Origin of the sequence: Flavihumibacter solisilvae, assembly GCF_000814475.1 — a bacterium.
GTDB lineage: Bacteria > Bacteroidota > Bacteroidia > Chitinophagales > Chitinophagaceae > Flavihumibacter > Flavihumibacter solisilvae.
The window spans coordinates 53,613-80,398 of record NZ_JSVC01000008.1 but is presented as its reverse complement, the minus strand read 5'-3'; the positions used below and the strand labels follow the sequence as shown (position 1 = coordinate 80,398).

Annotated in this window: 20 protein-coding genes; 1 reads left to right on the top strand and 19 read right to left on the bottom strand. The window is 48.1% G+C overall.

The window, feature by feature from the left end; all coding sequences use genetic code 11:
* The 19 genes from OI18_RS07465 to OI18_RS07375 form a co-directional block, all read right to left on the bottom strand.
* Entirely contained in the window at positions 1 to 1,248 is a 1,248-nt protein-coding gene (locus OI18_RS07465; RefSeq protein ID WP_039138597.1) for an NAD(P)/FAD-dependent oxidoreductase, read from the bottom strand.
* Positions 1,249 to 1,285: 37 nt separating this feature from the next.
* A complete protein-coding gene (locus OI18_RS07460; RefSeq protein WP_039138595.1) occupies positions 1,286 to 2,356 on the bottom strand; it encodes a methyltransferase in 1,071 nt (356 codons plus the stop codon).
* Between the two features lie 18 nt (positions 2,357 to 2,374).
* A complete protein-coding gene (locus OI18_RS07455; RefSeq protein WP_039138594.1) occupies positions 2,375 to 3,511 on the bottom strand; it encodes a beta-ketoacyl-[acyl-carrier-protein] synthase family protein in 1,137 nt (378 codons plus the stop codon).
* A 3-nt stretch (positions 3,512 to 3,514) separates the two neighbouring features.
* Positions 3,515 to 3,973 carry an acyl-CoA thioesterase gene (locus OI18_RS07450; RefSeq protein ID WP_039138593.1) on the bottom strand — a complete coding sequence of 153 codons (459 nt, stop codon included), beginning with the start codon at positions 3,971 to 3,973 and terminating at the stop codon, positions 3,515 to 3,517.
* Positions 3,943 to 4,593 carry a hypothetical protein gene (locus tag OI18_RS07445; protein ID WP_052272971.1) on the bottom strand — a complete coding sequence of 217 codons (651 nt, stop codon included), beginning with the start codon at positions 4,591 to 4,593 and terminating at the stop codon, positions 3,943 to 3,945. The genes OI18_RS07450 and OI18_RS07445 overlap by 31 nt, the downstream gene beginning before the upstream one ends.
* Positions 4,594 to 4,609: 16 nt before the next feature.
* Positions 4,610 to 5,035 (bottom strand): hotdog family protein, encoded by a 426-nt coding sequence (locus OI18_RS07440; RefSeq protein ID WP_039138592.1) that lies wholly within the window; start codon positions 5,033 to 5,035, stop codon positions 4,610 to 4,612.
* Positions 5,032 to 5,913, bottom strand: a complete 882-nt coding sequence (locus OI18_RS07435; RefSeq protein WP_039138591.1) for an LpxL/LpxP family acyltransferase — start codon at positions 5,911 to 5,913, stop codon at positions 5,032 to 5,034. The genes OI18_RS07440 and OI18_RS07435 overlap by 4 nt, the downstream gene beginning before the upstream one ends.
* Positions 5,913 to 6,170: an acyl carrier protein gene (locus OI18_RS07430; protein WP_039138589.1), complete on the bottom strand. Its 258-nt coding sequence runs from the start codon at positions 6,168 to 6,170 to the stop codon at positions 5,913 to 5,915. The genes OI18_RS07435 and OI18_RS07430 overlap by 1 nt, the downstream gene beginning before the upstream one ends.
* 12 nt (positions 6,171 to 6,182) lie before the next feature.
* Positions 6,183 to 7,406 (bottom strand): beta-ketoacyl-[acyl-carrier-protein] synthase family protein, encoded by a 1,224-nt coding sequence (locus OI18_RS07425; RefSeq protein WP_039138588.1) that lies wholly within the window; start codon positions 7,404 to 7,406, stop codon positions 6,183 to 6,185.
* Positions 7,407 to 7,413: 7 nt separating this feature from the next.
* Positions 7,414 to 8,142 carry a flexirubin biosynthesis SDR family reductase FlxB gene (gene flxB, locus OI18_RS07420; RefSeq protein WP_039138586.1) on the bottom strand — a complete coding sequence of 243 codons (729 nt, stop codon included), beginning with the start codon at positions 8,140 to 8,142 and terminating at the stop codon, positions 7,414 to 7,416.
* Positions 8,143 to 8,167: 25 nt separating this feature from the next.
* Entirely contained in the window at positions 8,168 to 9,754 is a 1,587-nt protein-coding gene (gene flxA / locus OI18_RS07415) for a flexirubin biosynthesis tyrosine ammonia-lyase FlxA (RefSeq protein ID WP_052272970.1), read from the bottom strand.
* A gap of 117 nt (positions 9,755 to 9,871) precedes the next feature.
* Complete coding sequence (flxY, locus tag OI18_RS07410; RefSeq protein ID WP_039138585.1) at positions 9,872 to 11,161, bottom strand: flexirubin biosynthesis putative acyl-CoA ligase FlxY; 1,290 nt, start codon at positions 11,159 to 11,161, stop codon at positions 9,872 to 9,874.
* Position 11,162: 1 nt separating this feature from the next.
* A complete protein-coding gene (acpS, locus tag OI18_RS07405; RefSeq protein WP_039138583.1) occupies positions 11,163 to 11,537 on the bottom strand; it encodes a holo-ACP synthase in 375 nt (124 codons plus the stop codon).
* A gap of 1 nt (position 11,538) precedes the next feature.
* On the bottom strand, positions 11,539 to 13,206 hold the full coding sequence (locus OI18_RS07400) for a C45 family autoproteolytic acyltransferase/hydrolase (RefSeq protein WP_039138581.1): 1,668 nt from the start codon (positions 13,204 to 13,206) through the stop codon (positions 11,539 to 11,541).
* A gap of 6 nt (positions 13,207 to 13,212) precedes the next feature.
* On the bottom strand, positions 13,213 to 14,727 hold the full coding sequence (locus OI18_RS07395) for a phytoene desaturase family protein (protein WP_039138580.1): 1,515 nt from the start codon (positions 14,725 to 14,727) through the stop codon (positions 13,213 to 13,215).
* Positions 14,717 to 18,574, bottom strand: coding sequence for a trifunctional MMPL family transporter/lysophospholipid acyltransferase/class I SAM-dependent methyltransferase (locus OI18_RS07390; protein WP_039138578.1), 3,858 nt, complete (start codon positions 18,572 to 18,574; stop codon positions 14,717 to 14,719). The genes OI18_RS07395 and OI18_RS07390 overlap by 11 nt, the downstream gene beginning before the upstream one ends.
* A 14-nt stretch (positions 18,575 to 18,588) precedes the next feature.
* Positions 18,589 to 19,782 (bottom strand): DUF2062 domain-containing protein, encoded by a 1,194-nt coding sequence (locus OI18_RS07385; RefSeq protein ID WP_039138758.1) that lies wholly within the window; start codon positions 19,780 to 19,782, stop codon positions 18,589 to 18,591.
* 106 nt (positions 19,783 to 19,888) lie between these two features.
* Positions 19,889 to 21,703: a translational GTPase TypA gene (typA, locus tag OI18_RS07380; RefSeq protein ID WP_205410002.1), complete on the bottom strand. Its 1,815-nt coding sequence runs from the start codon at positions 21,701 to 21,703 to the stop codon at positions 19,889 to 19,891.
* Between the two features lie 175 nt (positions 21,704 to 21,878).
* Positions 21,879 to 23,849 (bottom strand): glycoside hydrolase family 97 protein, encoded by a 1,971-nt coding sequence (locus OI18_RS07375; RefSeq protein WP_039138576.1) that lies wholly within the window; start codon positions 23,847 to 23,849, stop codon positions 21,879 to 21,881.
* Positions 23,850 to 24,020: 171 nt separating this feature from the next.
* On the opposite strand from OI18_RS07375, the gene OI18_RS07370 reads away from it, so the two are divergent.
* The gene (locus tag OI18_RS07370) at positions 24,021 to 26,777 is read left to right on the top strand and encodes a DUF1553 domain-containing protein (protein WP_052272969.1); all 2,757 of its coding nucleotides are present in this window, start codon (positions 24,021 to 24,023) and stop codon (positions 26,775 to 26,777) included.
* Positions 26,778 to 26,786 lie beyond the last annotated feature (9 nt).

The window sequence follows — 26,786 nt, the reverse complement described above, 5'->3', positions numbered from 1 at the left end:
TCAATTATTTTCCTCCAGCGCCTGTTTCATTTCTATAACCCGCGCCAGTTTTTTCACTTCATGCAAATGTCTCTTCACAAACGGGTTCTCCAGGTCCCACACATACCCTGCAAGTACTGAGCAGATCATCTTTTTGTACTCAAGAACCTGCTTCTTCGCAAAGAAGATGGTATCCAGGGTGCCATCATACCAACAGTTCACATAGGTGCGGAAAGTGTTCACACCCTGCATTACAGGTTCCATATATTCCTTCTCCCAATTCACTTCCTCTCCTTTCAGCTTTTTGATAACGAGGTGTGCAGCGTTCTGGCTTGAAACGGTCGCCAGTGTTACACCGGATGAGAATATCGGGTCGAGAAACTCCGTTACATTCCCCGTGAGCACAAATCCATCACCGTAAAATTTGTCAGTAGTTGATGACCACGACTCAAGCACCCTTGTCTCAAACATTTTCTCTGCACCACGGAATCGGTCTGCGAGATAAGGTTGTGACTCGATCAGCTGATCATACACTTCGGTATTGTTACCCTCGTAGTCCTTGAAAAAAGAAGGGTCGCCAACATAACCTACAGATGTTATGCCGGAGGAGAATGGGATCACCCAGATCCATACACCGGGCTTGTGGGTTACGATAGTGATCCGGTTTGGCTCATGAACGGACAGCCTGTTGAGGTCACGCATATGGGTGAACAATGCTTTTCTTCCTGGCAGGGAAGAAGGCTTGTCGAGATTGAACAATTTGGGAATTACCCTTCCGTATCCGCTGCCATCAACGATGAATTTTGCTTCGATTGTCCATTTGTTGCCTTCAATGTCTTCCACAGTTGTTACGGAATCGGTCCCATTGAATTGGATATCTGTTACCGTAGTTTCATAATGAAGGGGAATACCCATTTGCTCACAGCAATCTGCCAGCGTCTTATCGAATTCGGCCCGTGGTACCTGCCAGGTCCAGGTCCAGCCTTTCGTGAACTGATCTTCAAACAGATAATCGCATATAACACCGTCCTTTACGAACTTGGCACCGTATTTCTGCTGGAATCCCTTAGCTTTTACGGCATCGAGGAACCCGGCTTCATCAAGCGCTTCCATGCAGCGCGGAAGCAGGCTTTCGCCGATCACGAAGCGTGGAAATCGCAGTTTCTCCACGATTACCACAGAATAGCCAGCCTGTTTAATGATTGACGCAGCTACGGTACCGGAAGGACCGGCACCAATTACCAATACATCTGTTTTAATGCTTTTCACGTAAGGTGTTTTTTAATGTTTTGCAATCGGTTCCGGATCAGTTTTTCCGGCAGATGAGCAGGGTGTGGCCCGCTTCACCAATATGGTCAATTTGATTTTCAATTTTAAATCCGGCTGCATACACGCATTTCTTGAATACCTCTGAATGATACAACTGGCTGTTGCCATTAGCCAGGGCAGTGAAATACAGGGAGGTCATCTGGAGCGTGAATGCAGCGGCTGCGAACTTCTGGCAGTCCCAGAAATTCTCCATGATCAGCAGGTACCCTGTTTCATCGAGGGCATCGTAGCAGCGCCTGAGGATAGATGTTATTTCCTCTTCAGAGAAACAATCGAGGAACTGGCTCATCCAGATGGCATCATGTCCTTTAGGGAACTGCTCTTTTTCATCCAGGATGTTTACAGGATGAAAGTTGATCCTTTCGCCGAGACCGAGGTCGGCAATTTTCTTCTGCGCCACCGCAAGTTGACCGGGCAGATCCATCATAGTGATGTGCAGGTCAGGATTATTTGTTACCGCTGAGATTGCCCATTTGCCGGTATTGCCACCGATGTCGATCATTTTTCTCACTCCCAGGTCAAACACGTGTTTGCGAACGAGCGGGAATGAGCCGTCTGAATAGTAGTGATCGAAGGCGAACCAGCTACGCTGGATATTTTCAGGAAGCTTGGACAAGCCCTCATAGATAGTTGGCCACTCGCCGAAAACCTTAAGCCCGACCGGCTTGCCGGTAGCGACGCTTTCTTCGAGGCTGGCAAGTCCGTCATAACATACATCGTCTATGAAGTCCATGTTCACTGCCGTGAGCGGGTCGGCAAGCAGGAAGAACCCGGTCTTTGTCAGGGTGTATTTCTCTTCATTTATGATGCATACACCCATACCCAGCCCTGCTTCCAGCAATACCCTGGCGCCGTATACAGACAATCCCGCTTTTTCTGCAGCGTCTTCAACGGTGATGCCGGCTTTGCCTGCATTGCGCAGAATCATCAGCAGTCCGTTCTTCCTCATTGCCTGAGCGGCCTGGAACATAACGGGTCCGAATGCTATACGTTGTGCTTCTTCCTTGGCTTCTACTGCCGTCCTGGTATCCTTCGAAAAATGATTCATTTTCTCTCTAAAAAAATTTTACCCGGCTTTACTGAAGACGAGTGCAGCATTGCACCCGCCAAAGCCGGATCCTGTTTTCAAAATATGTTTGATTCCTTCGGAATGTGTGGTACTGTTTGAAACCTTTACAGGTTGGCTTACCCCATGCGTGCTGTAACCTTTCGAAGCAATTATAGTATCACGGCGCATAGCTTCGATGGAAACGGCAGACTCCAATAACCCGGCTGCTCCAAGGGTATGGCCGAAATAAGCTTTGAGACTGAACACCGGTGATTCGTTGAGACCGGCAAGCATAAAGGCCTTTGCTTCCATTTCATCATTGAATGGCGTGGCCGTTCCGTGAGCCGACACAAAACCAATCTCGCGGGCATCAACAGCCGAAGATTCCAGCGCTGCTCTAATGGCCTGGGCCATTTCTGCGCCGGTGCGTGAAGGACCTGAAATATGGTTGGCGTCGCTGCTGGAACTTCCACCCGACAGGCGGATCCCGGAAGGGTTCACCGACAGGATGATGGTAGCCGCTGCTTCCCCAAGATTTATCCCCTTGCGGTGCTGGTCGAATGGCTGGCAGACTTCATCGCTCAATGCCTGGAATGAACGGAATCCTGCGACTATGAATGGCGAGATCACATCTGCGCCAGTCACCACGGCATGATCATAGTGCCCTGATTCCATAAGTCTTTTTGCGACCAGAAGGGCTGTCATGCCCGAAATGCATGCATTCGAAACCACGATTGGTGTGGAATGGTATTTCAGTTGTACCCCCACTTTTGCAGCGGAAAGGTACAGGGCTGTAGTGCCTTCGGGATCATCGCTCCCTGCTTCAAGCAGACCGATATTTCCTTTTGTTGATGCGATCAGTAAAAGCGTACGATCGTCACTGAGATCAATGTTTGCCTGTTGCATGGCCTGTTGTACTGAAAACAGCAACAGTTGCTCAAACTGTGTAAACCCGGGGGCGGTGGCGGCTTCAATTTCTGACCATTGGCCCGCTGAAAACAGTGAAGCGCAAACTGGCTGGTCACGAAACTGCTGACCTTCATTCACCTGCACGCCGGTATTGCCCGCAGTGATCTCCTGCAGAACCGCAGCGGTGGAGTACCCTAATGGCGTAACCACGTTGTCAGCAACCACGTATGTTCCCTTCTTCGCCATTCCTCAGGTCATTTTATATTTTTCTTTCCACTCGACAAAAAACGCCGGGTTGGTAAGGTGAAGACTGTTGTTTTTCAGGTCAAGAAATACCTGTACGGATGATCCCTTTGCCACCAGTTCTTTTGTTGCCGCATTGTATAGGCGGTAGTTGAACAATAGCTTGGCTGCCTCGCAGGGTGTGTAGATCGTTTCGATGATCATCCTGTCGCCATAACGGAGAGACCGCTTGTAATCACATTGCAGGCTCACAATGGGAACAGCGTAACCCTGGTTGTATACATGCAGGTAACTCAGCCCGTATTCCTGGCCGAATGCCTCGCGCCCATCTTCAAAATACCGAACGTAATGCCCGTGCCAGACGATACCCAGTGGATCCGCTTCATTGAACCTTACCGCTACTTCAGTTTTGTATGACAGAGTTGCTTTTTCCATTATTTCCTGGAGGCGTATTTTGTCCTCCATTCGCTTATTTTATTCTTCTTAATCTCCTGGATCACTTTGTAAACCGTGTAGGCGTAATAGTTACGGAATCCGAAACCCTGCGCCTTTCCTGTCATTCTTTCCGTAATCAACACTTTGCCGGAAGGCATGTCAATGAAAGTAACGTACATGGTGCCCGCCTCGGCTGTTTTGCTGAGTGATTCCATTACCAGCATCAGGCCTACGCCTTCCTTACCCTTGAAATTATATTTCGCAATGACCTTCTTCACATCTGCTTCCGTCAGTCTTCTTTCATCGGCAGTGTTGGTAGAACGGATCTTACTCTCATCAAGAGTCTCATTCATTGCAGTCACCAGGCTCAGGTCGTTTGACAGGTTGGATTTATCCAATGCCTTTTGCCAGTCGTACTTCTTTTCTGCTTCATTCACAACTACCTGGTTGATGCCCGGGAAAAAACGTGCCTTTATATCAGTTGCCGTTGCAACAGCATCGTTCACCACACGGGTTTCCGTGAAGTCAATTCCCAGGTACACAATGGGAGTTTCCGGTGCAAAGACCGGTTTTGCTTTCTGCGCGAAGCCTGTATTAACTGATCCTGCGACCAGTAACACACACAACAGCTTTTTCAACATACTTTTCATAATGAAGATTTGATCTTTATGGTTTCGGTTGAAGGAAAATCTTCATTTCACAGGAGGCGAGTTTCCTGCCGTTGCAGGTTACGACGCCCTCTACGATTGATACATTGAATACGGTATTAACCAGTTTCGTTTCGGTTTCCAGCACATCGCCCACTTCGGGGAGCTCTCCAATCTCAAGGTTTTTGATTGCCCCGATAAACCCAACCAGTACCGGCGAATCCTGGCTGATGGCTTTATAGCCAGCGCCTGCTGCGGCAGTCTGCGCGATATTCTCTACCAGTGCAGCCGCGGACAGGTGATTCCCTGACATAAAAATATTCTCTGCACGGATGGTGAAGTTAGTATTGGTACGTACTTCATCATCGTGGAGCAGGTTATCGATCATTACGAACGGATCCCGCTGCGGGATCAGGGATGTTATATTTTCGGCGTTAACCGTCATTGTTTCCAAAAATCAAAATAGTTGAACCATTGTTCAGGGTATTGAAGCACCCGGTTTTCCATTTCCTTTACAAAGTCTTTCAGCAGGCGGTCCATTTTTTCCTTCTTATCCATTTGTTGAAGCGGAAGAGGTTCGGTTGCATATAAGTGGTAATGCCTGGCAGTTTCCTTGAATGCAAATACGAAGGAGACTGGCACCTGGAACCTTGAGGCAAGGATAAACGGACCTGCGGGTAGTGCAGCCGACTCTCCGAGCATTACGGCCTGAAGGGTCTTGTTGCCTTCCATGAAACGGTCGGCATGCATACAAACCAGCTGGTTGTTCTGCAGCGCCTCACTAATGGCGTAAATATGTGAAAGATCTTCGCGGATCAGGATGATGTTCATATTTCTACCTCCCGTAACCTGTTCGAGGTAGGCCTTGATCTGCTCATGCTCACCATCGTACATTACCACGTTAATAGTGGTATTGAGTCTTTTTAGCAGGTGCCCTGCAATTTCCCAGTTCCCGATGTGAGCGCTGATCAGCAGACCACCTTTTCCTTCGGCCACCATCCCGCGCAGGTAATGTTCACCTTCAAAGTCATAGGTAAACGGGTTCAGGATCCCCGACTGAACAGCCACCTTATCGATCAGCGTCTGGCCGAAACGATAATAATTGCGGTAGATGTACCGGTAAGTTTTCCACCTTCCGTATCCCAAACGGTTGTGATAGAACTGGTAAAGAACTGTAGTGGTTTTCCGGGAAAAGATAACATAATAAGCAGCTACAAAATACAAGAGCCAGTATGCTGGCCTGAGGCCGAATATTTTTAATATGCCTACAAAGATCCGGTAACCCAGCGGGGTCGTTTTACTTTTTCCTTCCCAGGAAGGCATTATACCAGTTCTTTAGCGGTTACACGGTCGCACACATAGTCATAGAAATCCTGGAAACTGTTTATGCCCACAAAATCTTCAGGCTTAACCTTGAATCCAAAATTGCTCTCAAGTACAACAACCATATCAATATAGTCGAGACTGTCAAGTTCCAGCGTTTCCTGGAGGTTTGCTTCCGGTGAAATCAATTCAGGGGCAACCTCGAATTCGTCCACAAGAAAACGATTTACTTTTTCAATAATTTTTTCAACTGTCATAGTTAAGATGGTTTAGGGGGTATATGCCTTTACGATCAGCGAACTGTTTGTTCCGCCGAACCCGAAGGAGTTGGACAAAAAGCAGTTAAATTCTGTCTCTATGGTTTCAGTAACAATGTTAAGACGGGCGGAATCTTCGTCCGGCTCTTCAAAGTTTATATTGGGTGCAATAAATCCGTTCTGCATCATCAGCATGGAATAAATGATCTCACTTGCACCGGCCATCCAGCACTCGTGCCCGGTCATTGACTTGGTTGAACTCACATAGGGCCTTGTTTCCCCGAATACCGTATCAATCGCCCTTGCTTCACTTGAATCTCCTGCCGGAGTGGAAGTTGCATGGGCGTTGATATAAAAAATATCGCCCGGCTGAAGGCCGGCATCCTTCAGGGCCATATTCAGTGCCCTTACCGGTCCGTCGACAGTGGGATTTGAGATATGTCCGCCATTTGACGAAAAGCCATAACCAACCACTTCACCGAGGATTGTTGCACCTCTTTCCAATGCGGAGTCGAGGCTTTCCAGGATGACGGTTGCGGCACCGCCGCTGGGAATAAGGCCATCGCGATTTTTGTCGAAGGGCCTTGAAGCGCGCTCGGGCTCCGATTCGCGGATGGAAAATGCAGAAAGTGCATCGAAACTTCCCATTGAGTAAATGTTCAGTTCCTGTGCGCCACCGCAGATAACTGCTTCCTGCAGTCCCGATTTGATAAAATGATATCCAAGTCCTATGGAATGTGACCCGCTTGCGCAGGCCGCGCTTATCGTAAAGTTGATTCCTTTAAGATGGAAGATGGTTGCCAGGTTCATGGTAACGGTGGAATTCATGGTCTGGAAAACAGAACCCGATCCCACCAGCGTGGTATCCTTCTTTTCACGCATCGTATCAGTGGCAGTCACGACAGGTTCTGCTGAACTGTCGTTGCCATACAATACGCCGATCTCCTTTTTCAGGAGAAGGTCTTCACCGATCCCGGCCTGTTTCAGTGCTTCCAGAGTTGCCAGGTAGGCATACTCCCCCTGCTCGGGAAGCATAACCCGGGCCCGACGGTCCAGGATTCCTTTCAGATTCGGCCTTTCCACGAAGCCAGTAAGGCCGGAGCGGTATCCAAAGGATTTCCGTTCCGGGTCCAGGATGATACCTGATCTTCCTGCAAAAAGTGATTGCCTCACTTCTTCCAGGTTCTTCCCGATACAGGAATAAATCCCCATGCCTGTTATCACAACTCTGTTCATACCTGTATTAAGTATATAGTCCCCCGTTTACCGGTAATACAATTCCCGTTATATAAGCGGATTCCGGTGCAGCAAGGAAAGCAACCGCATGAGCTACTTCTTCAGGCTGGCCAAAACGCTGAGCAGGGATCATTGTCTTCAGATCCTTTTCATTCAGTCCCTCCGTCATATCGGTCTGGATAAATCCGGGAGCTACCGCATTTACCGTTATCCCTCTTTTTCCAATCTCCTGGGCGAGTGCCTTTGTTGCCCCGATCACTCCTGCTTTTGCGGCAGAGTAATTGGTCTGGCCGGCCATACCCTTTTGTCCGGATAGTGAAACTATATTTATTATTCTGCCCGATTTGCGCATCAGCATTCCGCTGAGCACTTCACGGGTAACATAAAAAAATCCATCAAGGCTGGTACTCCGTACATTTTCCCATTGCTCGTCCTTCATCCACATCATCAGCGTATCGTCTTTGATACCGGCGTTGTTCACGAGAATCTCGATCGTTTTATCGGGGTGCTGTTCCTGCCAGGCCCCTAAAACGGATTTTACCTGTTCTTTATTCTGTACGTCGAAAGGAATCAGTTCGCCATCACCACCCGCTGTTTTAAGCAGCGACAATGTCTCTAGTGCTGCCACCTCATTTCCTTTATAATTTACCAGTACATAGTAGCCGAGCGTTGCCATTTTTAAACAAATCGCACGTCCGATACCTCTTGAGCCGCCTGTAACCAAAACACATTTCATAGATAAGATCGTTATCGCTTTTATTTTATGATGAAGCAAATACCGCTTTACCGGTTGTTGACCTTGCGGAATTGCTTACCACCGGATCTGCCGCTTCAAAAAAGCGCTTCACTCTTTCCAGGTCTTTATATTTTGGCTGATCTTCAGTGAACAAAGGGAAGATCTCCCTGATCTGCCTGTACATCCTTACGGTTGCATCTGCCATCCGGTCCTGGCATTCCAGGTAATCCACGGCCTGCAGCAGGGTCATCATCTGGATGGACAGCACTTCAAATGAATTTCCGATCACCCGCCTCGCGAGCAAAGCAGCATTGCAGCCCATGCTCACAATATCCTGGTTGTCGTTGTTATTCGGAATGCTATGGATATACATCGGACCTGATAATGTCTGGTTCTCAGCAACAGTGGAAGTAGCAGTGAACTGCATTCCCTGCATGCCAAAGTTGAGACCCAGTACCCCAAGATTCAGGAATGGCGGGAACTTCTCATTCAGCTTTGCATTCAGGAGATAGTTCAACTGCCTTTCCGACAACATCGACAATTTTGTAATAGCAATTTTCAGCTTGTCCATTTCAAGCGAAACATAGTCTCCATGGAAGTTTCCGCCATGGAAGATGTTTGCGTTCTCATGGTCAATGATGGGATTATCGTTAACGGAGTTAAATTCTGCAACGATCACTTTTTCCGCATGCTGGATCGTGTCCATGATGGGTCCGAGCACCTGTGTAATGCAGCGGAGGGAATAATATTCCTGCACTTTGTCTTCAAACACGTCCTGATCCATCTTGTCGCCTTCGTACAGGTGTTTCTTACGGCAGCGGATCATTTTACTGTCGCCCAGCAATGACCTCATCATCGCAGCAACGGTCTGCTGGCCGTGATGATGCTTTACGTGATTCAGTTCATGTGAGAAATGATCGTCATATGCTTCCACAACCTCGTTGGTCATGGCCGACATCAGTACAGACCACTCGAGAAGCTTCTTCGCCTGCAGCAGGTTCATCATGGCAATGCCTGTCATGGCTGAGGTTCCGTTGATAAGCGCGAGACCTTCGCGGACATGGATCCGGAGAGGTTTGATGCCAAGTTCCGAATACACTTCGGCTGTTGGACGTAACTCGTTCTGATACCAGACTTCTCCTTCACCGATGAGTGCCAGTGCGAGATGCGCGAGCTGAACGAGGTCGCCGCTTGCGCCAACACCGCCATGCTCATAGATGCATGGATAAACTTTTTTATTGAGCAGGTTTACCAGCAATTCAACCAGTTCAGGATGAATACCGGAATAGCCCTGCAGGAAGTTATTCAAACGTGCAAGCAGGAGTCCGCGTACGAGCACCGGATCGATGGGCTTACCGCTGCCTGAGCTATGGCTGCGGATCAGGTTATATTGCAATTCAACCAGGTTATCCTCGCTGATCCTGTATTGCGCCATCGGGCCGAAACCTGTATTAATCCCGTATATGATCTTGTTGGATGCGAATCCTTTCAAGAAATCATGGTTCTTCGACACTTTCCCGAGTACGGAACTGTCAATTGAAATCATTTGTTCGTCGCAGACAATAGCCTTGAAGTCCGCGAGACCAAGGTGTTTTTCAGTTATCAATTTCATCAGTTATTGAGCAGTTATCTTAAGCCGTCAAAAATAGGGAAAAGCTGAAACAAGATGTATAACATGTTCATGCTATTATAAGCAAAAATCCGCTGAAATGCGCAGTGGGCAAATATTTCACCGGTTGTCAATCAGTTTCTGTGCCTTCCTCCCGCCTTCGGGGAATTGCAGTTGGTGAAGTTCGGCCCCGGATACGATGCGGATATCAGGGATTACCCTTAGCCGCGACCGAAGGAGTTCCCTAATTTTTTGCAGAACCGATTCATCCTCACGTGTTATATGCAGGTGAAGGAACACTTCATCAGTTCCCCATTCGTTACTTTTCAATTCAACCACATAATCCTTCACTTCACTGATTTCGTGCAACACTTCATAGAGCATCGGTGGGTAGAAAGTGGTTCCTTTCAGTTTGATCATCTGCTGTTTTCTGCCTATTACTGAGGAAAGGCGGGGCGTTTTCCTGCCACACTTGCATGGTTCACCATGAAACCTGCAGATATCACCGGTTTTGTACCGGAGTAACGGCATTCCTTCCACGCCGAGGGTAGTAATGGTGACTTCACCCTCTTCACCCGGACCAACAGGATTATTGTATTCATCAAGCAACTCAACGATCAGCAGTTCGGGGTTCAGGTGTCCGCCCGCTCCTTCGGGGCATTCAGTAAAGGCGGTCTGCATTTCCGTTGACGCATAAGTACTGACCAGCCTGATATTCCAGGCTGAACTGATCCTTTGGCCGAGGAGGTTTAGCCTGTTGTCGGCACTGCGGATACTTTCCCCGATGCAGATCGCTGTAGTGACCGACGATGAATTGAGATCAATACCGGCACTTTCTGCATATTCGATCAGCTTCACGATAAAAGAAGGCACACCAATGATGACAGTTGGCGATAACCGTTTGATGGTCTCCCATTGCAGGAAAGGCGCACCGGGTCCTACCCTCACCAGGCCGGCACCAAGCCTGCGGATGCCAAGGTAGTAGGCAATACCGGCCATAAATTGCCGGTCGAGGGTAAGCATGAGCTGGTAAATGTCATTTTCAGAACCGCCGGCCATAGTGAAAGAGCAATATTCGTTGTATGCCAGCCGGTCGAGGTCATTAGCAGTAAGTGCTATGGTTACAGGGGTTCCAAGGGTGCCGGAGCTTGCCACATACTCTGCGATCCTGTTCCGGTCAACACATAAAAAATCCCAGTTCCGGCGCTGCAGGTCTTCCTTGTTGGTCACAGGCAGGGCGGCCAGGTCACCCAGCTTTTTTACCTGCATCGGATCAATTCCTGAAGCAGCAAACATCTCGCGGTAGAACGGCGAATGTTGTTGCAGGTAGCGCATCAGCTCCTGCAGTTTCTCTGCCTGCATGCTGCTGATCAGTTCGGGGTTCTGGTATGCAATTTCTGAAGCGTACATATTATTGTTCAAGCAGGACGAAAGCTACGGCCATAGTTTTTTGATGAGATAAGGAGACGTGGATGCGGGAAATGTTTTTTGAAGCAAGCGTTACAGCAGTTTCACCCCTGAGGATGATCTGCGGTTGCCCTTCAATATTGTGAGTTACTTCTATTTCATTGAAAGCAGTACCATTGATCCACCCCGTACCTAACGCTTTCAGGAATGCCTCCTTGGCAGCAAACCTCGCAGCATAGTGTTCGAACTTATGGGTTTGCTTTTCGCAGTAGCTGATTTCTTCAGCAGAGAAAACCATTTCACGGAAACCGATATTCCTGCCGATCTTGCCGGCAACCCTTTCCACTTCGATTATATCTGTTCCGATTCCTAATATCATATTACCTGAGCCGCTCATTACAGGTGGCCAACTGTTTCTGGATATATTCCTTTTCCGGCATTGTCGCGATCTCCATGGTTAGTGCAGTTTCATAATATTTCTTCGCTGCCGCATACTCCTTATTCTTCATGCTTATGTTTCCTGCAAGTACATAGCTATGATAATATTGCGGGTTGCTCGCCACTATGCTATCGGGCACTGCTGTTCCCCCATCAAGTATCTCCTGGCGATAATGCCTGAATTTGTTGAACTCTGCAAACCGGCGCGAAAATAACAAACTATCCGGCGCAATATTAAGAGAGCTGTCGCTTACTTCATGGTTGGTACGCATCCCGGACAGGCCAAGCACTTTTGACAGGTCATAGCAAATAAACTTTCCAACCTGCCAGGGCGAAGTTGAAATCCAGACCAGTCGCTTTTTGGGTTCAAACACGATCGAATGGTGTGCGATCAGCTGGTTGATCGCTTTTTCATTACCCATCCCTATGTCCGCACCACCTACTCCCTGGTAATCACGGAGGATGTCGACGGTCTGCTGAACGGTATTTTGTGGTGCGGCCGCCAGCAGTTCCATTACCCGACGATAGCGATAAGGCGAAGCGCTTTCTTTCATCTGTTGGACATTTGCTACTGAATTCACCATGGACTTGCTCTGGAAATGATTCGCACAAACGATATAATCCTGGTTCGGATCATACATATCAAGAGAGTCCGGGGTCTTTTCAATCACCACAGCTTTATTGTCGGCTGCAGATCCTACGAGAAATGATTCGGAGACGAACATATGCCTTGATTGGGCAATTTTATAGGCCTCGCTTATATTGGAAGCATATTGCAGGATCTCGCGTGCGACCAGCGACACAGGAGTTGCCGAGCCTGAAGGCATGGCTGTTTTCGCAGCATTAATGGTGACAGTAAGCCCTTTCTCATTCATCCCAGAAACCGCGCCTGTAAATCCTCCCCAGGTCACGGTCATATAACCATACCCATCCGAAGGCCTGATAAATGCGATGATCTTGTCTTCGGCAAACTTATCGCCTACGTAAAAATCAAAATTCCTTCCGATGATGAATGCGCTGTCTTTCGAATGACCATTCCAGGTTGCGAAGGACGTGCAGCCAACGAGCGCCATGCTTTGCAACGCGTGGCCGATATCGTGAGCCGCATGGTAATTCAGGATCCGTTGGTAGGGGGTGCCGATATAATTATATTTATCAGATGCAGCAAGAGATACACCATAAATTTCTTCCTTGTATTCATCTTTAACCTGCCCTGGCAGATTGCGGTTGAACCAGCCAATAAAATATTTCAGGAAATGACGGTAAAAATTTGACGGGATCATTTTGTTGATCTGCTCACTGAAATGATCTTCCTGGCGCTGGACCAGCTCTTTTGTAAGCTTCCCGTTAACCACTCCTCTCTCGAATGAATCGCCTTCGAGGTAAAGTTCATACAGCCCGGAATTACTTTTCCGGAACCAGCTGTTTCCAAGGTAATAGAACCCATTACCTGCATCCGTGCGCTGCTGCTTCATAATTGAAGTATCAGCAATTTGCGGCGGATCAATTTTCGAAACATTGTAGAGGTAGATGAAAAGGATCACCAGCAGCAACAACAATGTGCAGGTGAGATACAATAACCACTTCCCAATTTTTTTCAGTTGCCTCATTCTTCGTTACGCGTTTTTTATCTTTTCAACCAATGGTGCCAGGTCAATGAATTCCCCACAGGTGGTCAGGGCACTGATTGTTACCCCAAGGATGCCGTGCAGCATCAGGTTCTGTCCCGTCAGGTAAAGGTTCGGAATTTTTGTCCGGGTGGCAATAAACGTACTAACCGGATCACGGTAATCTTTGCTGATACCATACATAGAACCGTCGGCGCTGCCGATATAATCACGGTATGACAAGGGAGTTGAGGTATAATAGGATTGAATATTATTTCTCAGCCCCGGAAATTTTCGTTCTGCAAATGCGATTAACTTTTCTGCTTTCTCATTCTTGAATGCTTCGTATGCTTCTCCCCTGCCGGCGGGAGCCGCTTCAGTATTGAATGTATGCTGCCATTCACTGAATTCATCGAACCGCATATAGGCGAGCAGGCATATAGATTCGGCGTGAGCTGACGTGCGGGAGGAAGCTGCGAAGAAAACACCGCAGCTGTGCGGCCACATTTCTTCATCACAACTGATCGCGTCCCACACACCATCTTTTTCGTGGAGATAGAAGTTATGACCAAAATAAGGCATGGTTCCCGGCTTCAGAACTGCATGGATAGTAAAAGATGAAACACTGTTTTCGAGTGAAGCGATCCTTTTCCGGTACATATTACGGAGGATGGTGGAGCTGGTCATTTCAAGAGTCTGCTGTGGATGCAAATTCGAAATGAATTGTTTAGCATAGACTTTTTCACCATCGGCAAGTTCAACATGGCTGACCTTACCTTCTCCTTCCACAATGCGGGCAACGGTACTGTAATTCCTGATCACACCGCCATTTTTTCTTATCCGCGATGCAAGATGTTTTGTGATCTGTGAACCGCCGTCAATGCATTTCCAGGAGCTTTCGATATAACTGTTTGTTACCAGGGCATGTACATATAGGGGCGTTTTATTGGCAACGCCGGCATACAGGATATTGTTCCCGGCGAGAATTTCCTGCAGGCGAACATTTGAAGTGACCGATTCAATAAATGATTTGGCATCGATCTCCAGAACTGTTGCCTTTTCAGCATAGCCATCACCGATCCGGAGATTATATAAAGGGAACTTACTGCACACTTCGCGGATCTTGTCGCAGTAATTGCGGATGTTCTCTTCCTCTTCGGGGAAGTCGGCCGACAGGGTTGCAATAAAACGTTCATAACCCTGGGCCATTGAATATTCCTTTCCGTCTTCCAGGAATACTATCCGGTCGAACACCTCTTCATCCATGCGCTGCAGTTTCATTGCATCCATGAGACCGAGATATTTGAACACCTGGTAAAGATTCTGTCCTTTTGCCAGTCCACCGATATAATGCACGCCGCTGTCAAATAAAACCTTGTCCCTTGCGAACGTCTGCAGGCTGCCACCCAGCTGGCGATTTTTCTCAAGCATGCAAACGCTGAAACCCGCATCGCTAAGGATCGCACCGCAGATGAGTCCTCCCAACCCGCTCCCGATTATCACGATATCGTATTCAGCTTTCATTCGAGGTTTCGATTTTCTCCAGTATGAAAATTATATTGGAGGTAAATGTGTTTTCATCAATTTCACTGCACCTGAACCCATTCTTCCGGGCCAGGGACCGGATCATGCTTGCGGACAGGAAGGACAATCCTCCTTCACGTGTTTTATTGAACCCGAATACCCGGGTTGAGAAAAATTCTGTCAGCCTGGTACCTGCATGACGTTTCTGCATTTCGCTATTGCCTTCGCGGATAATTATTCTTCCACCGGGAAGAAGCTGACGCATACATTTTTCAATCACCTGTTCCTGCTGCGCGGGATCAAGGTAGTGTAACATATCGCACAACAGGATGGCATCATGGGCCTCAAATTCAAACTTTGTCACATCGCCCTGCACAAAACGGATTTGACCGTTCCTGCTGAAACAATGATTTGCTGTCGTGACTTTTTCCTCATCATAATCCACGCCGGTCAGCTCCCGTTCCGATGACATGAAATGTAACATGTAAGTCATCGGACCGTAACCACAACCGATATCCAGGATCTTTCCTGATTTGGGCACCAGCTGGTCAAAAAGCGTGTAGTTCTTCTCCAGCTTTGTTTTGATCCGGATATACCATTCCAGCACAGGCCCTTTGTAAAGATAGTTCGCAATAAGCTGTTCACGGAAAAATCCGGTATGCTCATATTGTTCCAGCCGTTGCTGGTAAACGCTTTTAAAATGACGGCTGATCATCTTTGTGCGTTCTGCATAACCCTTTCCAAATGCCTGGTTGTCGGGGGTTATCCGGGGCAGGAACTCCACGGTTACTGTTCCGTCTTTGAGCATAAAATCATATTTGCTCATGGTGTAACCAGTTCCATGCAGCAGGATGGGGAGTACGTCAACACCGAGTTGATCTGCGAGAAAAAAAGCCCCTTTATGGAACCGTTTCATTTTGCCGTCAGGTGACCTGGTGCCTTCAGGAAACACAGCAATGGAATAACCGTTTTTCACCCTGTCGGCAAGCATGGCCATATTATTTTCCACGCCGGTTGTTACCGGCATGTAATCCGCGAGGCGGACAACATATCCAAACACCGGTGATTTCCAGACCCAGTCATTTGTCAACAGGATGATCTTCGGGTGCAGCATGATCAGCAAAAGAATATCCAGGAAAGACTGGTGGTTACTGACAATGACAGAAGGCTTTTCAAAATTTTCCCGCAAGGGGTTTATGATGCGTTTTTTCACGTTGCCCATAACATACATCAGGCTCCACGCGAATTTTGACACAAGTACATGGTACCAGTATTTCGCCCGCTCCCCTGCAAATGGATTTGCACGCAGCAGTAAAAACCCCAGCAAGCTTAGAATCAACGCACCGACCGTGAAATAAAGGAAGGCAAATACAGATTTGATGGCTGTCCAGATAGTAAGCGGAGGTTTGCCGGCATTCGTGCGGTTGCTGATCAGTACGCGGAAAAGAAAGGGAATCATAACCTGTGAAACCAGGACTACACAGAGGATGCCTGTGATTGCTATCAGTGCAATGCTTTGAAGCGACGGATGCTTTGCAAAGATGAGCACTCCAAGTCCTGCTACCGTCGTAATTGCAGAAAGCAGGATCGAGGAACGGAATGACGACGTGATCTTTTCGCCGGTCTTATATTCCTGCAGCAGGCCGTCGAGTGTGAACAGGCTGTAATCGTCACCAAGTCCGAAGATCAAAGCAGAGATGATAATATTGACGATGTTGAATTTGATTCCAAACAACGCCATTATACCCAGGATCCATACCCAGGTAATGAGCATGGGGATAAATGCGATCAGGGCAAGTTCCAGCCGGCCGAAAGAGATTAGCAGAACAGTGAAAACTATCAATGCAACCATCCAGCTGATGCTGTTAAAATCATTCCGTACCATTTCAACCAGTTTGCCGGTCACATATTGCATATCGATCACCGACACACCGTTCAGCTGCCGGAATGATTTGTACACTTCATTCCTTGAAGCCTGTTCGGTCCTGACCATCGACAATACCTGTACTTCTCCCGGTTTGCTGATAAGATAATTTTCCACCAGCCCGCCTCCTGCTTCAATTGCCTTTTCGGCCGGTATCACACTGTATTGTTTTTCCAGCAACTGCTTTACGGGCTCAAATGCTTTTGTACTGAAGCCGGCAAGCTTTCCCTGTTCATCGAGATTTTTCAGCAACTGCGTTCTGCGTTCGGGAGTCCAGAAAGCATTCCACTGTGCGATTCGCTTTTGTTGAAGTGAATCGGATACGAGAAGCGCAGAAACGCCGGTATATTTTTTTATGGTGCCGGAAGCCGCCAGGCTGTTAAGTTTCTGTACTGCAATTTCATTCTGTTGCAAAGCGTGTTGGAGGTCAGGTCCGGACGACACCACGTACAGCGACTGAAGCGCGTAGGCGTTAATGTTATTAACCTGTTTTTCCGCTTCACGCAGCTGTGGCGACACGTAATTCATCCGGTTCATATCCGGTTCAAACTGAACCCTGTCCATAAAGAAGGCAAAGAAAACTGTCAATCCCAGGATGGAAAGAATAATCCATTTATGCGAACGGGGACGCCAGGTGGCAAGACGGTCAACCCAGCCAGGTGCATGTGTTGCTGTCACTTTTCTTTTCCGGATCAGCTGGGGAAGGAAGACAAGCGAACAAAGTGAGGCGCCTACCAGGCTTAATGCGGCGAACAATCCGAGGTCACGCAACATATTCGATTCAACAAATTGCAGGCAGAGAAATCCACCGATGGTAGTAATGCCACCGATGGTCATGGGATGACTGAGATCGCGTAACACCTTTTCCATGTCCGGGTGATGCCGGTAATGGTTGAAAACGTGAAGCGAATAATTGACTGCGATACCCAGGATGACGGAGCCTGTTCCCAGGGCGATGACAGACAATGAACCTTTCAGCAGGGTTATGCAGGCGATCGAAAACACAGCGCCGAATACTGCCGGAACGAGAATTACAATTGGCGCTTCGGGCCGCCGGAAATACCAGGCGAGGAAAATGACCAGGAAAACTAAGGTAATCCCCTGTGTCATCAGCGTGTCGCGGCGTAGCTGCACGGCGTTGCCTGCTGCAACAGCAGTACCGCCAAAATAGGTAGCTTTTATCGAAGGCTGATTAGCATGCAGGCTATCGAGAACAGCATCGAGTCTTTTTAGAAATTCCGCGTTGGCGCCAGTATTATTTTTCGGGAATGCAGGACTCACGAACATTATGAGATTTTTCCTGTCCCGGGTGAGAATATGATTATCGTACAGTTCAAACTGCGGATCAAACTGGAGAAGCTGTAATTTCTTCAGTGCCGGCGTTGAGATACCGCTGAGGTCGCGCGCGATAAACTGTTTAAGTGCGAGACCAGCAGGCGATGTGAGTAACCTGTAATTCCTTTCAAGTGTTGTGCGCACTCCTTCCGCGCTGATCATTGAATCGATTGCCGCATAATCTCCTTCTTCCAGGAAGACCGGAAGGTGTTCATTGATCATCTCCATCATGCGTAGCGAAGAGGAATCACTGACCTGGTGCATGACCTGGCTGACATAAGGCTGCAATTGCCCGGTCAATTCACCTGCCAGTACATCGGCAAAAGCGACGAGGCTGTCGGCGTCGGCATTGATGCTATCGGTGAGCGAAACCGTAACGATCATTTTATCGAGCAGCTTCGATCGCTGAAAAATCTCGTTCAGCTGCCGGGTGGCAGAATCCTGTGGGATGATTGCAGTAATATCCTCTTCAAGCCTTATGTCCTTTGCGATAAACGCAGGAATGCCGCATGACAAAACAAAAAAGCACCAGAACAACACCCGGTATTTTTTGAAGAATCTGTCGATCAGCACAAAAATATTTTCCATAGGCTGTCCGGTGATTAAATGGCAGCACCGGTCTTTCTGTTTAACAGTTTCATGAATGCATAGGAAACCAGGCCGATTGTGAGGCCGGCAACAAGAGCAAGCGTGACACTGCCTGCCAGGTATTGCTGCAGGTTATGTTCAATCGTTGAAAAGGAAAGATCAGAGCTAAGTGGAATTGTGGCGGCCTTGTCACCCATCCATGGCGCACCGGCTATAAAGCTGGCATATAAGATTACCGGGATCATGGGTGGAATGCTGATATTGGCAGTGGCAATAACCAATGCCTTGTTCAAACGCAGCAGGACTGAAAAGAAAATAGCGATCATAAGTTGGAATCCCCAGATCGGAACGATGCCCATAAAGATGCCGAACCCGATACTGAATGCTTTTCTTTCGGCAGACTGCGTGGGCTCCAGCAGTTTCAGGTAGAGTTGCTCCCTTTTATCCGCCTCAATGATCGAGCGAAAAAAATTCCTCGGCTTTATATATAAAAAGGCAACAAAAAACAGCAGGCTATTAAGTACACTTATCCGCGAAAAATCCTTGAATGGCCTGAAGTGGCTCACCCTTTCTTCGGCAGGCGGATAATAAACTTTTACCGGAACAAACAGCACATCAACATTGTTCCAGGCTGCCCTTACCAGAACTTCCACCTCGAATTCATAGCGGGTCGTGAAAAATCTGATCGGCTGCAGTCGCGTTAAAGGATACAGGCGGTACCCGCTTTGGGTATCTGGTGCAGTTACTCCTGTGTAGAGATGAAACCAGAAATTGGAAAACCTGTTGCCGAAGTTGCTCTTGCCCGGAACGTTGTCGGTATTCATATTCCTTGCTCCGATTACGATCGATCCGGGATTGCTGACGATCATATCCAGCATGGCTGGAAGATCAGACGCATAATGCTGGCCGTCGGCATCCAGTGTAATGGCATATTCATAGCCGCTGTCAAGTGCAAAAGCGAATCCTTTCCGTAGGGCCCAGCCTTTTCCCCGGTTCTTCTGGTAGCTGACCAATTGAACCTGGGGGTAAGCCTCAAGAACGGAAAGTGTTTCATCAGTTGAGCCATCATTTACCACGATAATGTCATGCGTAAAGCGGCTGACATCTTCGATCACGCCTGCCAGGGAGGAAGCGTTATTGTAGGTGGGTATAAGCACGCAGGCCTTGCGTTGCTGGAATACGTGCTGATATGGGGGTGCTACCTTCATGTAAATTGCGATGCTGGCCAATCCGGCCGCAAATAACGAAAAAGAAAGCGATATAAAAAAGCCCGGCAAGTAGGTATGCCGGGCCTGAATCTATTAAAAAAGAATGTTATCCAACTTCTTCTGTCTTCATCATTTTCTGGAACCTGATCCGCTCGTTTTCATCGAGGTAAATTTTCCGCATCCTGATAAAATTCGGAGTTACTTCGATACACTCGTCATGCTGGATATATTCCATACATTCTTCAAGCGTCATCAATGTTTTCGGTGCAATGCGGGTGGCATCGTCACTTCCGCTCGCACGGTGGTTGGTCAGCTTCTTACCTTCTGTAACGTTAACAACGAGATCACCAGGCTTGATGTTCTCGGCAACGATCTGGCCGGCGTACACATCTTCTCCCGGATCAACGAAGAAAGTTCCCCTGTCCTGCAGTTTATCGATGGAGTAACCCGTCGTCTTTTCTGAGTTCTTCGAGATCAGTACGCCGTTGTTACGTCCGGGGATGGGTCCTTTCCAGGGCTTGTATTCGCTGAAACGGTGAGCCATAACTGCTTCACCAGTTGTTGCTGTAAGCATCTGGGTGCGGAGTCCGATCAATCCGCGTGACGGAATTTCAAATTCGAGGTGTTGCATGTCACCTTTTGTTTCCATCACATGCATTTCGCCTTTGCGACGGGTAACGAGGTCAATCACCTTGGAAGCGAATTCCTGCGGAACGTCTACCACGAGGATCTCATATGGCTCATTTTTTTTGCCATCGATCGTTTTCACGATCACCTGCGGCTGGCCAACTGTGAGTTCATATCCTTCACGGCGCATCGTTTCGATGAGTACACCAAGGTGAAGAATTCCACGTCCGTAAACCTGGAAGCTGTCGCCGCTGTCTGTATCGTATACGCGAAGTGCGAGGTTCTTTTCAGTTTCTTTCATGAGGCGGTCGCGCAGGTGACGCGAGGTAACGAACTTACCATCCTTACCGAAGAAAGGAGAGTTATTAATGCTGAACAGCATGTTCATGGTTGGTTCGTCAACGCTGATAACCGGCAGCGCCTCCATAATTTCAGGATCCGAAATCGTATCTCCGATGTTGAAATCTTCAAGGCCTACAACAGCACAAAGGTCACCAGCCATTACTTCGGAGACCTTACGCTTGCCCATGCCTTCAAACACATACAGTTCGCGGACACGTTGTTTTTTCACCACGCCATCGCCCTGCATGAGCGCGATCTGCTGGTTTTCCTTAATGGTTCCGCGGCTTACTTTACCGATGGCAATACGGCCGAGGAAGGAAGAGTAATCGAGGGAAGTGATCTGCATCTGCAGGGGTCCTTCGCTGACTTTTGGCTCCGGAACATATTTCAGGATACCATCCATAAGTGGTGTAATATCCTCGCATTGTGTGAGGCTGTCGTTGAACCAGCCATTCTTACCACTTCCGTAGAAAGTGGGGAAGTTCAGCTGCTCTTCAGTAGCGTCGAGGTTGAAGAAGAGTTCGAAAACCGCGTCGTGTACTTCATCAGGGCGACAGTTGGGCTTGTCGACCTTATTGATCACCACGATGGGTTTCAGGTTGAGTTGTAATGCCTTCTGCAATACAAAGCGGGTCTGTGGCATCGGCCCTTCGAAGGCGTCTACCAGCAGGATCACGCCATCCGCCATTTTGAGTACGCGTTCTACCTCCCCGCCGAAGTCGGCGTGGCCAGGCGTGTCGATCACGTTGATTTTCACGTCTTTATAGGTAACGGCCGCGTTCTTACTGAAGATGGTGATACCCCTTTCACGCTCCAGGTCGTTGTTATCCATGATCAGCTCCCCGGTCTCCTGGTTGTCGCGGAATACCTTGGTTGTGTGGAGAATACGGTCAACCAGTGTAGTCTTACCGTGGTCAACGTGCGCAATGATTGCAATGTTTCTAATATTCATAATAATAATCGCCGATTGGGCATTCGCCCTTTCGGGCCGCAAATGTACGCGATTATGAAGTCAAAAGGGAAAATGCAAAGTTCAAAATTTGTCCACCAATCGAAGACATCAACATATATACTTGACAGTCAGCGTGGTGCAGTAAATTATGAAAAAGTGAAATCTATTCCGGATGCTATAGCGATTTCTTCAGATGTATAACTGCACCTCCGCCAATGGCAAGGGGAAGGGCGATCGTGCTTTTCTTCGTAACCGGCATGCTCCTTTGCTGCAGATGGTCTGGATGCTTGCCTGCGTCAGCGGCATCCGTATAAATTTCAGCATTGAAGGTTCCGGTTCCGAGAAAACCGAGGTCGACAGTTATATTCCGCGCCTCCCTGTTGGTGATTGCACCGAGATACCAGTCGTTGTTTCGGCGCCGGGCGATGCAGATATATTTTCCGGGAACGGCGTGTAAAACGCGTGTCTCATCCCAGGTCACGGGTACCCCGCGCAGGAAATCGAACCCGGGCTGCCCCTCATAGGCTTCAGGATAATCGCATAACATTCCCTGGTAGTTTTCCAGAACAACATACATGGCCAGCATATGGCAGCGGGTGCTCATCATCAGTGGCTTCAGGTATTGTACCCTGAAGTCTTTTTCAGCCACGGCACGAAAGCCGCCGAGGTGATAATCTGTAGATCCGGCAAGCATCCGGGTGAAGGGTATATTGATGTCATGATCTGCATTCATGATCGTATCCCATTTATTCACCTCATAGTTCAAAGTGCCTTCACGGGTAAATTCATTAGGATAGGTACGGTGCATTCCTGTTGGTTTGTAAGCACCATGAAACTGGATGTGCAGCTTATGGCGGGCAGCTTTTTTCAGGATTTCTTCCTGGATGTTTACCATTTGCTGGTCGTCCCTGTCCATGAAATCAACCATCATGCCTTGAAGTCCCCATTTCTCAAACAAGGCAAATGCTTCATCCAGTTTAGGGTAAAGAGCCTGCCAGTGTACCCATACCCGTACTCCCACGCCTTTTGCTCTTGCGTAATCGCAGATCGCCTTCATATCGAGTCCGGGTACCGGCTTCGTTACATCCGCATTCGGTCCAGGCTGGTAATTTTCACCGTCATTCGTGTACCACTCATGGCCACCGTGTTCCACCACTGAATGGTAGGCAATATTATTACGCGAGCAGAAATCGATATAGTATTTGTTGGTCTCAAAATTATTTCCGGGTGTCCAGCTGACAGAATCGGGTACTATTGTTCCGTTCCACCAGGGAAATGTGGACATCCCTGGTTTGATCCAGGACAGGTCATTGATTGCAGTTGGTTCATTGAGGCTGGTCAGGATGTTCGATTCGATGAGGGCACCCATACGGTCACTGATCATCAGTACCCGCCATGGACTTTTATGTGGAAAACCAGCTTTCACTTTCACCTGTTGCTGGCCGGGCAAGGATGACAGGGTGCTGGTAAGCACACCATTCTTTTTGCTGAGGTACATACCGGCATAGTCCCGGAGGGCGGCTTCTGTAATCGCCACATAAATGTTCCCAGGCAGTTCAAACAGGGCGGGCATGTCCATTAAGGTATCGTTTTTAACCTTGTCCAACGGGATTGAAGTATAAAGTCCTTCATGCGAAGTAGTGAAGCCAGGCAGGAAAAGTGCAAGCACTTTCGGGTTTGATACAAACCGGAAAGTAGTTTTTTCATCGGTAAGTCTGAAAGAATCGCGGTTTTGCTGCGGCTGGAATTCATACCGGAAAGCGACGCCATCATTAAACACGCGGGCAATAAAATTGACAGACCGGTAGGGCTCAGCCTGTTCCGTTAATGGCAAAATGATCTCCCTGAACCTATCCTTTACCAGCTTCACTTTGCCAACAAACAGTTCATATTCTTCCGCGCCCGAGCGGCTTACGCTTTTCCCGGATTTTAATCCCGTCATTTTCCCGCCGTCAAGGAATTCCAGTCCAAGAGTTGCGTCAGCTATAACAGGCTTGTTTTTATAGGTTATGCTATATGCGGGAATACCAGATTGCACCTGTATAGAAAACCTGAGGTTGCCATCGGGTGAGGTTAAGGCATGCTGGGATTTTAATGCGAAAGGAAACATAAGGGGTACGATCAACAGGATATGCTTCAATTGCATACTATTTATTTTATCAGTTGAAGATTGACATTTCCGAGGGTGAAAATGGCAATTATTAATCATTTTTCTAGTGAATAAATCAGATATTACAAGATAGTTTAACAGAAGCCTGTAAACGCTTCAGAGCAAACGATTGCGTAAACATTACGGTGGAAAAGAACCATATAAAAAATGAGTGAAACTGTGCAACTCAACAAGAGGATCCCGGTAAAAATTGTGCTGGCACTGATTGTATTGACCTGCGCGTTCTCCGTCTACTGGATGCTGGCCGGAGAAAAGCAGGTGGATTTTTCTGCAGAGGTAAAACCGATCCTAAACAGCAGATGCATTTCCTGTCATGGTGGCGTGAAAGCAAAAGCGGGTTTCAGTGTACTGTTCCGAGAGGAGGCCCTGGCCAATACGGAGTCCGGAAAACCTGCGATTATCCCTTTCCATCCTGAAGAGAGTGAAATGATCAGAAGGCTGACGGTGAATGATCCGGAAGAACGGATGCCTTACAAACATGAGCCGCTGACTGACGAAGAGATCAATTTGTTGAAGCGTTGGATAAGCCAGGGTGCCAAATGGGGCGATCACTGGGCTTATCTGCCGGTAAAGAAGGTAATGCCACCTGATGTTGAAGATGGCTGGGTGCGAAACAACGTAGACCGTTTCATTCTCGACCGGCTGAACAAAGAAAAGCTTCTCCCCTCTCCGCAGGCTGAAAAGCCTACGCTCCTCCGAAGGGTCAGCCTTGACCTTACAGGGATCTTCCCTGATTCAGCCATTACACAGAAGTTCCTGGATGACAAAAATGATAAGGCTTACGAGCAACTGGTAGACTCCCTGCTGGCTTCGCCGAGGTTTGGCGAACGCTGGGCATCCGTATGGCTCGACCTGGCACGATATGCTGATACGAAAGGTTATGAGTCAGATGGCAACCGCAATATCTGGGAGTACCGCGATTGGGTGATCCGGGCTTTTAATTCAGATATGCCCTACGACCGGTTCATAACTGAACAGATGGCTGGTGACCTGTTGCCCGGGGCAGGCGATGATCAGTATATCGCAACTGCATTTCACCGAAATTCCATGAGTAACGATGAAGGGGGAACAGACAACGAAGAGTTCAGGACATCGGCTGTAATGGATCGTGTTAATACCACATGGGAAGCATTCATGGGCACAACCTTTTCCTGTGTTCAGTGCCACAGTCATCCGTATGATCCCTTCAGGCATAAAGAATATTACCAGTTCCTGGCTTATTTCAATAATACGCGCGATGAGGATGTACCCGGCGAACACCCGTTGTATAAATTATTTGATGATGAACAGAAGAAAAACTTAGGTGAGCTTACCGAGTGGGTTACCCGCAATTCTGATTCAGGACATGCGAAGGAAATTAAGCTCTTTCTGCAGACAGGACAGCCGGCGATCAACTCTTCAACTGCTGACAGCCTTCAAAAAGCAGTGATCTTTAACAATAATATCTCGCTCGGCCTCCGTAATCATTCAATAGCCCGGTTGAAAAAAGTGAACCTCGATAACACCGATATGCTCATCTGGAATTACCGTTCATTTTATACGGGTGGAAAATTGGGCTTTCACCTGGATTCACCTGATGGCCCGACTTTATTTTCCATGCCCCTGAAAAAAGATGAGAAGTATAAGAAGTTAATTACTCTCTACGAAAAGCAATCTGGTGTACATGATATTTATATCCGCTTCGATGCAACTGACAGCAAACTGAAACCCGAAGCCTTTACAATTGCTTTCGAAATGTTCAGTTTTACCCGTTCCTTACCGGGAAAAGGCCAGCCTGGATACCAGCGCATTGAGAAGATCTTCAATGACCTGCTGCAGGCGGATGCACCGACTACACCGGTGCTGGTTGAAAACCCTGGCGGCATGCGTCGGAGTACGCATGTGTTTGAAAGAGGAAACTGGAGAACCCTGGGCGATGAAGTACAGGCTTCAGTTCCGGCGTCACTGGCATTTGCAATGCCGTCAAAGGCTCCGGCCTCGAGAGTTGGCCTGGCGCAATGGATGACCAGCAAACAGCATCCACTGGTGGCAAGAACCATAGTTAACCGGTTATGGGAACAACTATTTGGCCAGGGAATTTTTGAAACACTTGAAGACATGGGTACCCAGGGAATTGCACCTACTCACCAGGCCCTGCTCGATCATCTTTCGTGGAAGCTGATGAATGAGTACAACTGGAGTCTCAAGAAGCTGTTGAAGGAACTGGTCATGAGTTCGGCATACAGGCAGGACTCTAAATTCAACGAGGGTTCACACGAACGGGATCCGTTCAACAAATTATATGCCCGGGGCCCACGGGTTCGGCTAAGTGCAGAACAAGTTCGTGACCAGAACCTGCAGATAAGTGGCGTACTCAGTACTAAAATGTACGGTGCCGGAGTGATGCCCTGGCAACCGGAAGGCATCTGGCAATCTCCCTATAATGGTGCGAAATGGAAGAAGAGTGAAGGCGAGGATCAGTATCGCCGTGCTGTGTACACATATTGGAAACGCACATCGCCCTACCCGTCAATGATCAGTTTTGATGGTGCACAGCGCGTGGTTTGTAATGCACGCCGGATCCGTACCAACACACCATTGCAGGCATTGGTAACCCTTAATGATTCAGTTTACCTCGATCTGGCCCGGCACTTTGCGGGACGAATGATCAAAGAAGGCGGCGACAAAGTAGAATCGCAGGTAAACAAAGGTTATGAGATCATGCTGTACAGAAGCATTCCTCCTGCAAAGCTGAAGGTGTTCCGGAAACTGTATGAGACAGCAATGAAAGAATATTCTGCAGATACAAGCAAGTCTGCTTCCATAACAGGAAAGAAGGAATTGGAAGGTGATGCCCATCTGGCCTCAATGATCGTTGTGGCCAATGCGATGCTAAACCTGGATGAGATGGTAATGAAAAATTAAACAGTGTAA